At 64.7% G+C, this 14,388-nt stretch carries 17 protein-coding genes; 11 read left to right on the forward strand and 6 right to left on the reverse strand.

What is annotated here, in order from left to right; all coding sequences use genetic code 11:
• Positions 1 to 63: 63 nt before the first annotated feature.
• Positions 64 to 1,614: a winged helix-turn-helix domain-containing protein gene (locus AC1RUR_RS10040; RefSeq protein ID WP_492843345.1), complete on the forward strand. Its 1,551-nt coding sequence runs from the start codon at positions 64 to 66 to the stop codon at positions 1,612 to 1,614.
• A gap of 41 nt (positions 1,615 to 1,655) precedes the next feature.
• Here AC1RUR_RS10040 and irr read toward each other — a convergent pair whose 3' ends face one another.
• Positions 1,656 to 2,135, reverse strand: coding sequence for a Fur family transcriptional regulator Irr (gene irr / locus AC1RUR_RS10045; RefSeq protein ID WP_492843888.1), 480 nt, complete (start codon positions 2,133 to 2,135; stop codon positions 1,656 to 1,658).
• Positions 2,136 to 2,317: 182 nt separating this feature from the next.
• Between irr and AC1RUR_RS10050 the strand changes: the two genes are divergently transcribed.
• Entirely contained in the window at positions 2,318 to 2,629 is a 312-nt protein-coding gene (locus AC1RUR_RS10050) for a hypothetical protein (protein ID WP_492843347.1), read from the forward strand.
• A 3-nt stretch (positions 2,630 to 2,632) separates the two neighbouring features.
• Here the strand turns inward: AC1RUR_RS10050 and AC1RUR_RS10055 are convergent, their stop codons facing one another.
• The 3 genes from AC1RUR_RS10055 to AC1RUR_RS10065 form a co-directional block, all read right to left on the reverse strand.
• A complete protein-coding gene (locus AC1RUR_RS10055) occupies positions 2,633 to 3,205 on the reverse strand; it encodes a DUF2147 domain-containing protein (RefSeq protein WP_492843349.1) in 573 nt (190 codons plus the stop codon).
• A gap of 32 nt (positions 3,206 to 3,237) precedes the next feature.
• Complete coding sequence (locus tag AC1RUR_RS10060) at positions 3,238 to 3,900, reverse strand: DUF3313 domain-containing protein (protein WP_492843351.1); 663 nt, start codon at positions 3,898 to 3,900, stop codon at positions 3,238 to 3,240.
• A 254-nt stretch (positions 3,901 to 4,154) separates the two neighbouring features.
• Complete coding sequence (locus AC1RUR_RS10065; protein WP_492843353.1) at positions 4,155 to 4,817, reverse strand: TetR/AcrR family transcriptional regulator; 663 nt, start codon at positions 4,815 to 4,817, stop codon at positions 4,155 to 4,157.
• Between the two features lie 215 nt (positions 4,818 to 5,032).
• Here AC1RUR_RS10065 and AC1RUR_RS10070 point away from each other — a divergent pair, with 215 nt between their 5' ends.
• The 4 genes from AC1RUR_RS10070 (at position 5,033) to AC1RUR_RS10085 (ending at position 10,293) form a co-directional block, all read left to right on the forward strand.
• Positions 5,033 to 6,583 carry an ABC transporter substrate-binding protein gene (locus AC1RUR_RS10070; protein WP_492843355.1) on the forward strand — a complete coding sequence of 517 codons (1,551 nt, stop codon included), beginning with the start codon at positions 5,033 to 5,035 and terminating at the stop codon, positions 6,581 to 6,583.
• Positions 6,584 to 6,863: 280 nt separating this feature from the next.
• Positions 6,864 to 7,835, forward strand: a complete 972-nt coding sequence (locus AC1RUR_RS10075; RefSeq protein ID WP_492843357.1) for an ABC transporter permease — start codon at positions 6,864 to 6,866, stop codon at positions 7,833 to 7,835.
• The gene (locus AC1RUR_RS10080) at positions 7,832 to 8,671 is read left to right on the forward strand and encodes an ABC transporter permease (RefSeq protein ID WP_025575214.1); all 840 of its coding nucleotides are present in this window, start codon (positions 7,832 to 7,834) and stop codon (positions 8,669 to 8,671) included. The genes AC1RUR_RS10075 and AC1RUR_RS10080 overlap by 4 nt, the downstream gene beginning before the upstream one ends.
• Positions 8,672 to 8,673: 2 nt before the next feature.
• Positions 8,674 to 10,293, forward strand: coding sequence for an ABC transporter ATP-binding protein (locus tag AC1RUR_RS10085; protein ID WP_492843890.1), 1,620 nt, complete (start codon positions 8,674 to 8,676; stop codon positions 10,291 to 10,293).
• Positions 10,294 to 10,318: 25 nt separating this feature from the next.
• Here AC1RUR_RS10085 and AC1RUR_RS10090 read toward each other — a convergent pair whose 3' ends face one another.
• Positions 10,319 to 10,669: a hypothetical protein gene (locus AC1RUR_RS10090; RefSeq protein ID WP_492843359.1), complete on the reverse strand. Its 351-nt coding sequence runs from the start codon at positions 10,667 to 10,669 to the stop codon at positions 10,319 to 10,321.
• Positions 10,670 to 11,177: 508 nt separating this feature from the next.
• Here AC1RUR_RS10090 and AC1RUR_RS10095 point away from each other — a divergent pair.
• The 3 genes from AC1RUR_RS10095 to AC1RUR_RS10105 all read left to right on the forward strand — a co-directional run bounded on the left by AC1RUR_RS10095 (position 11,178) and on the right by AC1RUR_RS10105 (position 12,600).
• The gene (locus tag AC1RUR_RS10095) at positions 11,178 to 11,354 is read left to right on the forward strand and encodes a hypothetical protein (RefSeq protein WP_492843361.1); all 177 of its coding nucleotides are present in this window, start codon (positions 11,178 to 11,180) and stop codon (positions 11,352 to 11,354) included.
• Positions 11,351 to 11,560, forward strand: a complete 210-nt coding sequence (locus AC1RUR_RS10100) for a hypothetical protein (protein WP_492843363.1) — start codon at positions 11,351 to 11,353, stop codon at positions 11,558 to 11,560. Before AC1RUR_RS10095 ends, AC1RUR_RS10100 begins: the two co-directional genes overlap by 4 nt.
• Before the next feature lie 104 nt (positions 11,561 to 11,664).
• Positions 11,665 to 12,600, forward strand: coding sequence for an AEC family transporter (locus AC1RUR_RS10105; protein ID WP_492843365.1), 936 nt, complete (start codon positions 11,665 to 11,667; stop codon positions 12,598 to 12,600).
• 19 nt (positions 12,601 to 12,619) lie between these two features.
• Here the strand turns inward: AC1RUR_RS10105 and AC1RUR_RS10110 are convergent, their stop codons facing one another.
• Entirely contained in the window at positions 12,620 to 12,904 is a 285-nt protein-coding gene (locus AC1RUR_RS10110) for a hypothetical protein (protein ID WP_492843367.1), read from the reverse strand.
• A 186-nt stretch (positions 12,905 to 13,090) separates the two neighbouring features.
• On the opposite strand from AC1RUR_RS10110, the gene AC1RUR_RS10115 reads away from it, so the two are divergent.
• Together AC1RUR_RS10115 and AC1RUR_RS10120 are read left to right on the forward strand one after the other, a co-directional pair.
• Positions 13,091 to 13,411 carry a hypothetical protein gene (locus AC1RUR_RS10115; protein WP_492843369.1) on the forward strand — a complete coding sequence of 107 codons (321 nt, stop codon included), beginning with the start codon at positions 13,091 to 13,093 and terminating at the stop codon, positions 13,409 to 13,411.
• Between the two features lie 223 nt (positions 13,412 to 13,634).
• Positions 13,635 to 14,360: an outer membrane protein gene (locus AC1RUR_RS10120; RefSeq protein ID WP_492843371.1), complete on the forward strand. Its 726-nt coding sequence runs from the start codon at positions 13,635 to 13,637 to the stop codon at positions 14,358 to 14,360.
• Positions 14,361 to 14,388 lie beyond the last annotated feature (28 nt).

Below are 14,388 nucleotides of genomic sequence, written 5' to 3' on the forward strand. Positions count from 1 at the left end.
CTTTCGCGGACGGTTGATTTTCGCCTGAGACGACTTTGATTTTTGCTTGAGACGACGAAAAACGTGCGATTTTGCTTTGAAAACAACGTGCTCGACGGCGACCTGCGCGAGCTGACCTGCGCCGGGGTCGCCGTGCCATTGCAGCCGCAGGTGTTCGATCTGCTGCTTTACCTCGTCGCGCAGCGGGCGCGAGTGGTCAGCAAGGATGACCTGATCAGCCAGATCTGGAGCGACCGCATCGTCTCGGATTCCGCCCTGAACAGCCGGATCAATGCCGCGCGCAAGGCGCTCGGCGACGACGGCGCGGCACAGCGGCTGATCAAGACCATCCCGCGCAAGGGCTTTCGTTTCATCGGCGACGTCCGGGAAGAAGTGGCAGCGGCGCCTGCGGCCGCCGAGCCCATCCCTGCCCGGCCGCGCGCCGCGGCGGACCGTCCGGCGATCGCGGTGCTCGCCTTCGAGAACATGAGCGGCGATCCCGCACAGGACTATTTCGGCGACGGCATCAGCGAGGACATCCTCACCGCGCTGTCGAAGCAGCGCTGGTTCATGGTGATCGCCCGCAACTCGTCCTTCACCTACAAGGGACGCGCGGTCCACATCCGGCAGATCGCCGAGGAACTCGGCGTCCGCTACGTCGTCGAAGGCAGCGTGCGCAAGGCGGACAACCGGGTGCGCATCACCGCACAGCTCAACGACGCGACGACGGGCAGCCATCTCTGGGCCGAACGCTATGACCGCGAGCTCGTCGACGTCTTTGCCGTGCAGGACGAGATCACCAACGCGATCGCCGCGGCGATCGAGCCGCAGATCCACGCGGCGGAGAATTTTCGCAGCCAACGCAAGCCGCCCGCGAGCCTCGACGCCTGGGATCTGTTGATGCGCGCACTGTCGCATTACTGGCGCGTGACGCGGCAGGATCACGAGGCCGCGCAGGCGTTGCTCGAACGCGCGATCGGGATCGATCCGAATTACGGCCAGGCGCTGTCGGTGCTTGCGGCCAACCACATGTTCGGCGCGCATCTCGGCTGGGCCGAACTGGCCAGGGTGGCGCCGATAGCGGAAGCCGCAGCGCTCGCCGCGGTGCGCTGCGATCATGAGGATGCCTGGGCGCATGCCGGGCTCGGCAGCGTCTACTTCTCGACGCGCAGGCTTGCGGACGCGATATCCGAGTTCGAGCAGGCGCTCGCGCTCAACCCGAATTTCTCGCTGGCGCAGGGCTATTACGCGCTGGCGCTGTCCTATGCCGGGCGGTCGAACGAGTCGTTCGAGGCGGCGCAGAGGGCGATCCGGCTCTCGCCGCGCGATCCTTCGCTGGCGATCTATCACGGCATCGCGGGCTATGCGCGCTTCACCGAGCGGCGCTATGACGAAGCCATCGCGCTCGCGCGCGAGGCGATCCGCCACCGCGGCGACCTCACCGGCGCCTATCGCGTGCTCGCCGTCTCCGCCGGCATGAGCGGCGACGGGACGCTGGCGGAGATGGCGCTGGGCGAGCTCCGCCGTACCCAGCCGGGCATCTCGCTGCACTGGATCGCGACGCAGCTGCCCTGGGCCAGCAACGCCGATCGCGAGCACTATCTGGAGGGCTTCCGGCGGGCGGGGTTACGGTAGGACGCTCTTGCCCTCCCCTGGAGGGCAGGAGCGCAACGGTGCTACAGGCGCTTCCGGCGCAGATGGACGATGACGTCGAGCCGCGCGATCTCGTGGCCGGGAAGCGCCTCGGGGATCCGGGTGAAGGCGAGGCCATCGGCCACGTCGACCAGCACATCCTCGGCTTCGAGATAGAAGTGCGGATGCACGGACGTGTCGGTATCGAAGAACGACTTGATGCCGTCGGCCGCGATTCGGCGCAGCAAGCCGGCTTCGGTGAACTGGTTCAGCGTGTTGTAGACGGTCGCGAGCGACAGATATGCGTTCGCCGCCAGCGCCTCTTCATAAAGCCCCTCGGCGGTCACGTGACGATGGCCGTGCGGGAACAGCAGTCGGCCGAGCGCCAGGCGCTGGCGCGTTGGACGGAGGCCCGCATCGCCGAGCAATTGCAGGCAGCGCTGCACCCCCACATCCGGCTCCGCTCCGACGACGTCCGGGACGCTGTCGTCGCCCGCGGGGAAATTGGTGGCCTGCATATCCATCGATCGTCTCACGGCTGAAAGGACCAGGCCGCGCAACGCGGCGTCTGGCCAGTTGCCATTCGATCGCAGAAGCGGCGACCTGACGTTGATCCGGATCAAATCCGGAAGCGGACGCCTCTGACCTATCGCAAGGCGGCCCGGTTTATTCCCGGCCAGAATGCACAGGTATCGACGAGGTTCAGATGTCCAGGCCGGTTCCCGACAAGGCAGAGATCGCGCTCGAATATCCCGACAAGTTCTATGTGGGCACTTTCGAGCATTCATCGCGGTTCGAGGCACGCCTCGACGGCAGCGGCGTTGCGCTGGTGCTGCAACATCCCGGGGCGGCCGACGAACGCAAATCGGTGCATCTGCACATCAATTTCGGCCTGCTCGCCGGCATCCTGCGCGAGCTCGCAGGCAGCGTCGCGGCCCTCCCCAAGGACGACATCGCACATCGCGAGCAGCTCGCAGACGCGCTCGACGAGCTGCGGCGGGCGCTGCGAACGTCCTGAAGGCTACTGCTTCGCCTTCGCCTGCATTGGCCTCGGGGCCGGCACGGCGGCCCATTCCTTGTCGGCGCGCGGTCCGTTGAGATCGCCGGTCAGGCCGACGAGCTGGCCGGGCAGCACGTCGAGGGTCTGCTGCCAGGTCTGGGTCTGGCACAGGAACTTGATCAGGCAGCCCTTGAGCTTGAGGCGATCGCTAGATTCGCGCCAGAGCGAGACCGAATAGAACTTGCCGTCCTCGGCATTGTAGATGTCGCCGGCAAACCGGCCCTCGGGCGTCGGCTGCAAGCCCATGATGAGCTGGTGGCCGAGCAGCGCACGGGCGCGCTTGTCCACATCCGGATTTTCCTTGTCGCGATAGGGCTGGCCGCGCTTGTCGGCCGGCTCCTTCATCCAGACGATAAAGCCGCAGATGCGCTCGCGCGACGGGCCGCAGCGCTCGAGCCGGATGCGGGCGCGGCCGTCCTCGACCAGCCAGGTGCCGCTGGGGTCGGTGGGCGCCGCAGCGCCGGCGCGACCGCCGATGATCATCATCACGACGGTGATCGCGACGCGCAGCACGAAGCGAAGAAGAATGTTCATCTGCGATGCCTTTCGTTGCGCGGGTTGCCGCGTCAGTTCAGTTGCGCCACCAGCGCGTCGGCGCCCTTGTCGAGGCCGGCGGTGGCCGCCGCGAGCGCGCCGACGCTGGCCTTGATGTCGTAGGCGGCGGGGTATTGCTTGGTGACGTAGGCCGAGAGCAGGCGCGAGGTTGCGGCGTCGAAGATCTCGACGCCGTAGATGACCGAGCCGGTCATCGTCCCCTCGCCGTCGCGCGCGGCCTGCACGCCGTTGTAGACCGCACCGGCGACGTCGAAGCGGGAGAGCGTGCCGAGCACCGGCGTGTTGGTGACGGCGCCGGTGAGAGTCAGCCTGATCCGCAGCGTGTTCGGCCCGCGCTCGCGCACCAGCGCGAAACGGCCGCGCAGCCGTTCGGCGAAAGAGTTCTGCATATAGGCGGCGAGCGTCGCCTTGTCCTTCGCGGACATGTCGCTGAACTGATGATCCTTGCCGCGATAGACCACGACGGGATCGAGGATCACTTTATTGTACGCGCGCCAGTCGACCGGCGTGGAATAGCGGTAGGGCACGCGGCCGGAGGGGTCCGACTTGTCCGGGGCCATGTAGGCCGAGGATGCCATCTCCGCGTAGGGCACGGGTGCAACCGAGGCACAGCCGGCCGCGGCCGCGCAAAGCACCAGCGTTCCCAGACCGCGCAGGGCGATCGAGCGATCCATTCCAGACTCCTCTAGCGGCTTTCAGGACAGGCGATGGGGGACCGCAGCCGCGTTTGGGACCAGACGCGACTGCGGCGCTCACCATTGCCGACCCAAGGCATCATCCGGGGCCATTTCAGATGCCTTGGGCCGTCTCAGTGTTTCCATTTATAAAACCGACCAGTTGGTTTGTAAAGTCCCGAAATGACGCCCTGACACATTTGGCCGCAGGCGCGGTTTTGGGCAGCGATCGGCAGGAGACCGTTAACGATGAATCAGGCGCGTTTGCGCGGAGTCGCGGCCTTTGCCGCTGGGCCGGACTTGTCCGAGCGGGCCTTGGTCGTGAGGGATTTGGCCGTGAGGGATTTGGCCGGCCTTTCGAGCGGACGCCACTGATCGTCATCGAGCAGACGCGCAAACAGCCGCTGGTGCTCGTCCTTGCCGAGCGGCGACATGCCGAACAGCGAGCTCAACAACAGCCCCCGCGCCGCGGCCCAACGCAACAGCGCGAGCTCGGGATCGGCGGCCTCCGCCTTGATCGCCTCCACCCTCTTCAGCTCGCGCTCGCGCGGCAGCACCATCAGGCCGGGATTCTCGACCATGGCCGCGACCAGCGCCAGCGCGGCGGAATTCGGCGATGTGGCGGCTTCCCGTACGGTGGCAAGCTGCGTCGCCAGATTGGGATTGGCCGAGGTCTCGCTGACCTTCGCCATATAACGGGTCGAGAACTCCTCGAAATGATCCATCTGCCGCTCCAGGAGCGCCTTGAGCACGGCCTCCTTGGTGCGGAACTGGTGCATGACGCCGCCCTTGCTGAGACCGCTCTCGCGCGCGATGGCATCGAGCGTCAGCCGGCCGGGCCCGTCGCGCGCAATGATCCTGGTCGCCGCCTCGAGCGCAGCGTTGCGTGACCGTTCGGAGCGCGTGGCATTGTCCATGGCGGACTTGTCTCCGTGACAGGAGAATGAATCAAGTGAAAACAGGACGCGCTGTACATTTTTTGTGCGAACACTGTCGAGACTTTCATCTTGCGGCGCCGAATGGGACTGTGTGAGCCTCGATACCGGATGGGGACTGGGATGGGCCGGCCGTAGCTTTGCGCGCCATGACGTGCGAAGCGTCTACGGCTGGTCTCGCTTGAGAAAGATACGACATGCCAAAACGAGTGTTGCTTGGTCTCCTCCTGGCTTGCGGCCTCACGGCCTCGGCACTGGCGCAAGAGCCGAAAACCGGGGGTGTGATCAATGCCGTGATCCAGCCCGAGCCGCCCGGCCTGATGCTGGCGATGATCCAGAACGGTCCGACCCAGATGGTGTCGGGCAACATCTTCGAAGGGCTGCTGCGCTACAGCCCCAAGCTCGAGCCGCTTCCGGAACTCGCCGAGAGCTGGAGCGTCGGCGAGGACGCCAAGACCTACACATTCAAGCTCAGGAAGGGCGTCACCTGGCATGACGGCAAGCCCTTCACCTCGGCGGACGTGCTGTTCTCGATCGAGATGCTGAAGCAGACGCACGCCCGTGCTCGCACCAACCTGGCGCAGGTCGACAAGGTCGAGGCGCCCGACGACCATACCGTGGTCTTCACGCTGAAGCAGCCATTCGGCCCGTTCCTCGGCATCTTCGAGGTCGGCTCGATGCCGATGGTGCCGAAGCATCTCTATGAAGGTACCGACTGGAAGACCAACCCTTACAACAACGCGCCGGTGGGCACCGGCCCGTTCATGTTCAAGGAATGGCAGAAGGGCTCGTTCATCCGGCTGGTGAAAAATCCGAATTACTACGAGAAGGGCAAACCCTATCTCGACGAGATCTACTGGCAGATCATTCCCGACGCCGCGGCGCGCTCGGTGGCGTATGAGACCGGCAAGGTCGACGTGCTGCCTGGCGGCTCGGTCGAGAACTTTGACGTGCCGCGCCTGTCGAAGCTGAAGGATACTTGCGTCACCGGCGCCGGCTGGGAGTTCTTTTCGCCGCTGGCCTGGCTGTGGCTCAACAACCGCCAAGGTCCGCTCGCCGACAAGCGCGTGCGGCAGGCGGTCATGTACGCGATCGACCGCGACTTCGCCAAGGACGTGATCTGGAACGGGCTCGGCAAGGTCGCGACCGGACCATCCGCCTCGACCATCAAATATTACACCGACGACGTGAAGAAATATCCGTACGACCCGGCCAAGGCCAAGGCGCTGCTGAAGGAAGCGGGCTACAAGGGCGAGAAGATCCGTCTGCTGCCGCTTGCCTATGGCGAGACCTGGCAGCGCTGGGGTGAAGCCGTGAAGCAGAACCTCATGGACGTCGGCATCAACATCGAGACCATCGCCACCGACGTTGCCGGCGGCAACCAGAAGATCGGCGACTGGGACTACGACATCGCCTTCACCTATCTCTACCAGTATGGCGATCCCGCGCTCGGAGTCGGCCGCAACTACATCTCGAGCAACATCGCGAAGGGACAGGTGTTCAACAACGTCGAGGGTTACTCCAACCCGGAGATCGACAAGCTGTTCGCCGACGGCGCGGTCGCTACGCCGGATTCCAAGCGCAAGGAGATCTACGAGAAGGCGCAGAAGATCCTGGTCGAGGACGTGCCGGTGGCCTGGATGCTCGAGCTGCAATTCCCGACCATCATGCGCTGCAAGGTCAAGAACCTGATCACCACCGGCATCGGCGTCAACGACGGCTTCAAGGACGCATGGCTCGACAAGTGAGGGGGTGCATGCGACACCGTGGCAAATGTCCGCCGCGGTGTCGTTCCATTGTACGAACTGATCCACGATGAAATCGTCTCGAGACGCTGAGGCATCGGCGGTGCCGACCTCTCCCATAGGGAGAGGTCGGATCGCATCGTCAGATACGATCCGGGTGAGGGGTTGCGCTCTCTCGTGGGACCTGATCCCCCTCACCCGCGCCTCCGGCGCGACCTCTCCCCGCTGGGGAGAGGTGTTCCTCGCGGCGAGACCGTCTCAACCAACTGGCGTGCAAGTCTAGATGCTCTCCTTCGTCGCTCAGCGTGTCGTGAAGGGCGTGATCGTCCTGCTCGCGATCGTCGTCCTCAATTTCTTCCTGATCCGGCTGGCGCCCGGCGATCCCGCGGTCGTGATGGCGGGCGAAGCCGGCGCCAGCGACCAGGTCTTCGTCAAGCAGCTCCGGGAAAAGTTCGGCCTCGACAAGCCGCTGCCCGAGCAGCTCTTCATCTACGTCAAGGGTGTCGTCACCCTCGACCTCGGCTTCTCCTTCCGCCAGCAGGCGCCGGTGGCCAAGCTGATCGGCGAACGGCTGCCGGCGACCCTGCTGCTGACGCTGACCGCCTTCGCGATCTCGCTGATGCTCGGGGTCCTGTTCGGCACCTTCGCGGCACGCTTCGCCGGAACCTTCCTCGACACCGGCATCACCGTGTTCGCCCTGATCTTCTACGCCATGCCGATCTTCTGGGTGGCGCTGATGGGTATCCTCCTGTTCTCGGTCACCTTCGATTGGCTGCCGAGCTTCGGCTACGACACCGTCGGTGCCAACCTCACGGGCCTCGCCCACGCGGTCGACGTCGCAAAGCACCTGATCATGCCGGCGATGACGCTCGGCCTGTTCTTCATGGCGACCTATACCCGCATGACGCGCGCCTCGATGCTGGAGGTGAAGCGTCTCGACTTCGTCAAGACGGCGCGCGCCAAGGGTCTCTCCGACGCCGTGATCCAGCGCCGCCACGTGCTGCGCAACGCGCTGCTGCCCGTCGTGACGCTCGCCGGCGTGCATTCCGGCACGCTGATCGGCGGCGCCGTCATCACCGAGACCGTGTTCGCCTGGCCCGGCATCGGACGCCTGATGTACGACGCGCTGCTGCAGCGAGACTACAACCTCCTGCTCGGCGTCTTCGTGATCTGCTCCGCCATGGTGCTGATCTTCAACCTCATCACCGACCTCGTCTATCGACTGGTCGATCCGCGCATCGAATTCGCCTCATGAAACAATTCTGGAAATCGATGCTGAGGAGCCCGAGCGGCGTCATCGGGCTCATCATCCTGCTGCTCGCGATCGGAATCGCGGTGTTCGGACCGATGCTGTTCCCGAACTCACCCTGGCGCATGGTGCAGCGGCCGTTCCTGCCGCCCTTCACGCTCTCGACCGTGCCGCTCGGCACCGACGCGCTCGGCCGCGACGTGTTCGCCGGCATGATCTTTGGCGCGCGCGTCTCGCTGCTGGTCGGCCTCGTCTCGACGCTGGTCGCGCTGGTCGTCGGCGTGCCGATCGGCGCCATGGCCGGCTATTTCGGCGGCAAGGTCGACGACGCCCTGATGCGCTTCACCGAATTCTTCCAGACCATTCCGAGCTTCGCGCTCGCGATCGTGCTGGTCGCGATCCTGCAGCCCTCGATCTATTCGATCGTGGCCTCGATCGCGGTGGTGAGCTGGCCGCCGGTCGCCCGCCTCGTGCGTGGCGAGGTGCTGTCGCTGCGCACGCGTGAATATGTCCAGGCCGCCGTGGTCACCGGCCAGAGCAACACCTGGATCATCCTGCGCGAGATCCTGCCCAATGCGCTGTCGCCGGTGATCGTGCTGGCCTCGCTGATGGTGGCCACCGCGATCCTCCTGGAATCCTCACTGGCCTTCCTCGGGCTCGGCGATCCCAATCTGATCTCCTGGGGCTACATGGTCGGTGCCGGCCGCACGGTGATCCGCCAGGCCTGGTGGATCACCGTGTTTCCCGGCGTCGCCATCCTGATCTCGGTGCTGGGGCTCAACCTGATCGGCGAAGGCCTCAACGACGCGCTCAATCCGCGCCTGTCGCGGGAGGGCCGCTGATGATGACCGCGCCGCCCGCCGTATCCATAAAAAACCTGCGGATCGCGCTGCCCAGGGGTGCCGAGCGTCCCTTCGCCGTCGACGGCGTCTCGCTCGACCTGCGGCCCGGCAAGATCGTCTGCGTCGTCGGCGAGTCCGGTTCCGGCAAGTCGATGTGTGCGCATGCGCTGATGGGACTTCTGCCCGACACGGTCTCGGTCACGTCGGGCGAGATCCAGTTCGAAGGCCGCGACCTGCTCAAGCTGGATGACGATGGCTGGCGCGACCTGCGCGGCCGCCGGCTGGCGATGATCTTCCAGGAGCCGATGACCGCGCTCAATCCGTTGATGCGGATCGGCGACCAGATGGCGGAGATGTTCGAGGCCCACGGCCTGCTGACGCCGAGGGAGCGGCGCGCAAGAGCGCTGGCGCTGGCGCGCGAGGTCGGCCTGCCCGACCCCGAGCGCATCGTGCGCGCCTATCCGCACCAGCTGTCCGGCGGCCAGCGCCAGCGCGCCATGATCGCGATGGCGCTCGCGCTCGAGCCGGCGGTGCTGGTCGCGGACGAGCCGACCACCGCGCTCGACGTCACGACGCAGGCGCAGATCCTGAAACTGATCCGCAACCTCCAGCGCAACCGCAACATGGCGGTGATGTTCATCACCCATGATTTCGGCGTGGTCGCCGACATTGCCGACCAGGTCGTGGTGCTCCGGCATGGCAAGGTCGTGGAGGAAGGCCCGGCGAGCTCCGTCTTCAACGAGCCGCAGCACGACTACACCAAGGCGCTGCTCGCCGCCGTGCCGACGATGGATCCACCCGCGCGCCAGCCGCTCGACGACCAGGCCAGGGCCGTCGAGGTGATCGGGCTGGACAAGACCTACGTCACGTCGGGCGGCTGGTTTCGCGAGGACCGCCGCGTCGATGCCGCGCGGCAAGTCAACTTCAACATCCTCAAGGGCGAAACGCTCGGTCTCGTCGGCGAATCCGGCTCCGGCAAGTCCTCGGTGGCGCGCCTCGTGATGCGGCTGATCGAGGCCGACCGCGGCACGGTGCGGATCGGCGAGACCGATCTCACCTCGCTCTCGGGCAGGGCGTTGCGCACCGAGCGCCACCGCATCCAGATGATCTTCCAGGATCCGTTCGCCTCGCTCAATCCGCGCCGCAAGATCGGCCACATCATCGCCGACGGCCCGATCGCGGCCGGCATCGATCCGAAGGTGGCGTTCGACCGCGCCCGCGATCTCCTGAAGATGGTCGGCCTGGACGCCGGCGCACTCGAACGCTATCCGCATGAATTCTCCGGCGGCCAGCGCCAGCGCATCGGCATCGCCCGCGCACTCGCGCTCGAGCCCGAGATCATCGTGGCCGACGAAGCCGTCTCCGCGCTCGACGTCTCGGTGCAGGCGCAGGTGTTGAGGCTGCTCGAAGACCTCAAGGCGCGCCTCGGCCTCTCGATGCTGTTCATCACCCACGATCTGCGTGTCGCCGCCCAGATCTGCGACCGCATCGCGGTGATGCAGCGCGGCGCCATCGTCGAGCTGAAGCCGACCGCGCAGCTGTTCGCCGCGCCCGAGCACGCCTATACGCGCGAACTGCTGGCGGCGGTGCCGGGGCGCAAGGAGCGCGCGCCGGCGGCGTAAGGAGAACCGCCGCGAATAACGTCGCTTAGGCCGCGTCTGGCAAAGCTCTCAGATAGACGAAATTCGCCGCGATCGGTTGTCCTAAGGAGGACTTGAGTGAGAGTGGGCCAGCCTTCTGAACGCTGCTGACCTTAGTAGTTACGTCGAACGACCATTCGTAGGGATTCGAAACACCGAAGACGGCTTGAACATTGGGCGGGAACGTGACCTTCACCTTGACGTCGGCGGCGTTGGCGCTGGCGTCATAGATGTATTCCCCGTCATAGCTCACGCCCGCGCTATCACTTCCATAGATGCGACCGTTGTCGAAAACTAGGACACCATCGCCAGTCGCGTATTGGCCCCTGAACGTGATTCCATACATACCGTCTCGCATTGTAGTTCCTTTCTCTTTCAGTCGGTTAAGTTCGATTTGCCGCAAGTTCGGCGGCAATAGCTGAAACAAGCGTAAGTAGGCGTCTACTGGACCAGGCACGGCCCGTTCCCCCGCAAGCCAGAGAGTCACTGCCCTAGGTGTCACTCTCAGGAGACGAGAGAAGTCCGTCTGACTGAGTTGGATTTCGCCGAGGGCTGCTTTGAGTTCGTGATTCTGCATGCGACATTGTTCTCATATAGACAGAACATTGTAAATTCGTTCCCGAGAACAATGTTCTCGATATGAGGTAATTGAGCACCTCTCACTGTTGGGAATTCTGCGGACAACGCCAGCCCCAACTGACCTCGCATCGCTCCGATATCGTTCATCCCTAGCAACGACGTGGTCACGCGCTTTTTATTCCCCGTGACCGCCCGCACAGCTTCAAAGGACAAGGCCGCACCCCATATCCGAATGGAATGATTTCCATCATCTGATGATGGACTTGCCAATCTCTTCGGAGCCAAACATGGGCCAGGTTATTCAATTTATCTCGCGATCCGAGCGCGAACGACTACGCCTCATCCAGGAGGCACGCGCGATCTATGACAGCATCTTCCCTCCGGCTGATCCGGTCAGCGAGTTGCACGAGACGACCACGATCGGGCGCGCCGTCGGCGGCGGCAACGTGGAAAACCTGTCATGATCAAGATCATCGCGGTGCTCTGCAGCCTCGCCTCTCCGGCAAATTGTCACGAGCAGATCGTCACCACCTCGGACATCGTCGACGTTTCGATGCAGTCGTGCCTGATCGGCGCGCCGCAACTCGCCGAATGGATGAACCAGCATCCGGCCGAACGCCTGGCCGGATGGCGCTGCGTGATCGGGCAACAGACCGGCAGGGGTGCCTGAATTCGAAGACCGCCCGATGGGGGCGGCGCGATCCGGTTGAACCGTGACGAGCGTGCTTCGCCGGTCTAGGATGGCGTTGTTGCTCGGCAAAAGGGGGAAGCCGGATGGAGGTCGCCAGCCTCGTTCTTCCCGTATTCGCGATCATCGTCACCGGCTGGCTGGCCGGCGTATCGGGCTATCTCTCGCGCGCGCTTGCGGACGCGCTGGTGCATTTCGCCTACAACGTGGCGATGCCGGCGCTTCTGATCGTCACGATCGCCCAGGAGCCGGCACGCAATCTGCTGGAATGGCGTTTTCTGCTCGCGTTCGGCGGCGGCTCCCTGCTCTGCTTCGCGCTGGTCTTCGTGGCGGCCCGCGCCGGCGGAAAGCATGATCTCGCCAGCAGCACCATCCATGGCATGGCCGCGGCCATGACCAACACCGGCTTCGTGGCGCTTCCGATCCTGCACGCGATCTACGGCCAGCCCGCCGTCCTGCCCGCCGCCGTGGCGACGGTGTTCGTGGCCGCCGTGATGTTTCCGATCACGGTCATCCTGCTGGAAAGGGATGCGCGCGGGCCTGCAAACGCCGCTGGCCTCGCGAAACAGATCCTGCTCAATCCGATGGTGCTGTCGACGCTGATTGGGCTCGCATGGGCGATCACGGGTCTGCCGATTCCGGCGCCGGTTGCGGCCTATCTCAACATGATCGCGGCCGCGCTGACGCCCTGCGCGCTGTTTGCCATCGGACTCGGCCTGTCGGTCGAAGGCCTGCGGTCGAACCTCACCGCATCGTTCGCGCTCGCCGCGGTGAAGCTGGTGGTGATGCCGCTAATCGTCTACGGGCTTTGCGTGGTCACCGGCCTCAATCCGCTCTACACCGTCGCCGCCGTCGTGTGCGCAGCCGTGCCGACGGCGAAAACCGTGTACGTTCTCGCCCACGAGCACAAGGTCGAGGAGAAACTCGTTGCAGCCACCGTTTCGGTCACGACGATGCTGTCGGTCGGGACATTGCTGGTCGCGCTCTATCTTCTTTCCGGCCTCGCGACCGGTCCGCGCTGACCGGCTTCTGCTCGCGCCGCTATCGCGTGGTGTTGCTCCAGGTCGGAACCGCGTTGGTGACGCCGACCGACGGCCAATTATACGATCCGATCGACGGCGCCGTGACCGTGCCGACCGTCTGTCCGGACGACCCGTAGGCCGCCTTGGGCTGCGTCGCCGGCGATCCGGCGCCGCCATAGTTCGGGGCCACCACGCGCGTGCTGTAATATCTGCTCGACCGATACTTCTTCGCCTCGGCCGCGAAGGGCGCAGCAAGCAGTCCAGTCGTGATGAGTGCGGCAATGGCGAGCTTGACGGTTGTCATGGCTGATCCCTTCGATAGCGGGCCCGTTGTGCCATCTGTTCATTTGTCGGAGGATTTCCATGGCACTCCGTTCATAACTCCGTGCGCGGGCGAATGTGCCGGAGTACGGGGCGTGCGCTTGCTGCCTTCGGATGGACCCGAATCAGCGCTAGTGCATTGCCTTCAACTGCCCTGAACCCGATTGACATGACCGGTCCCGAACTGAAGCAACTCCGCGCCGACCTTTCCGATGCCCTCGGGCGCAAGCTCACCGCGGCCGACATGGCCAGGCTGTGCGGCTTGCCGGAGAAGGGCGGCGCCGACACGATCCGGCGCTGGGAGGTCAGCGGCCCGACGCCGTCCGCGACCAAGGTGCTGCGCGTGCTCGCGATGGCGAGCGAGCGTTATCCGATCCTGGAGAAGTTCGACATCTTCGATCGCCACGACGTGCGCGAGGAAGACCGGCCCGCAAAGCGCGCGGCCTTCCGCGCGCAGATGCGCGATGAGGCGCGGCGGCGTCTTGGTTAACAACAGCCGCACGCAAGTTGCCGGGACGGCGCGAAGTTAAGCCTTCCTTCAGCATTTCTTAAGTCGCCATTAAGCACGAAAATCATTTGCAACCCAATAAGTTAGGTTGGCTGCCGCTGTGCCACGGATGTGACAGCATTTTCGTCAAAAGCAAGCTATCTGCAAAACCAACGACGGCGCGGAAAGCGCGCCTGCCGGGGACCAAAGTGTTGGAGTTTGGACGATGAAGAAGATTCTGTTTGCGACCGTCGCGCTGCTCGTGGTGGGCACCGCTGCGCCGGCCGTCGGCGCCGATCTCGGCAACCGCAACTACTACAAGACGCCTGCACCGGCCTATGCCGCGCCGATCTATAACTGGACGGGATTCTATCTCGGCGCCCATGTCGGCGGCGCGTTCTCCAGCGACAACAATTTCAACGGCCTCTCGACCGGCAACAACGGCAACGGCCGCTTCCTCGGCGGCGTGCAGGTCGGTGCCGACTGGCAGTTCAACCCGAACTTCGTGGTCGGCGTCGAGGGCCAGTATTCCTGGCTCTCCGGCAGCGTCGGCGCGGTGTTCCCGGGCGGCATCGCCTACACCAACGACCAGCGCGGCCTCGGCTCGATCACCGGCCGCGTCGGCTACACCTGGGGTCCGGGCCTCGTCTACGTGAAGGGCGGCTACGCCTATTCGGACAACAACGAGAAGGTGACGGTCGGCGGCGTGCCGACGGGCTTCATCATCGATGGCGACCACCGCAACGGCTACACCGTCGGCGCCGGCCTCGAATACATGTTCGCGCCGAACTGGTCGGCCAAGGCCGAGTATCAGTACTACAATTTCGGCGACGCGCACTTCACCGCGGGCCCGCTGGCGGGCACCGGCAACTTCACCACCGACGACCACACCTTCAAGGCGGGCGTCAACTACCGCTTCAACTGGGCGAGCCCCGTGGTCGCGCGCTACTGATCGGTTAGCAAAACCTTATCCCGACGAA

The organism is Bradyrhizobium sp. GW821-FHT12B03, from assembly GCF_058807535.1.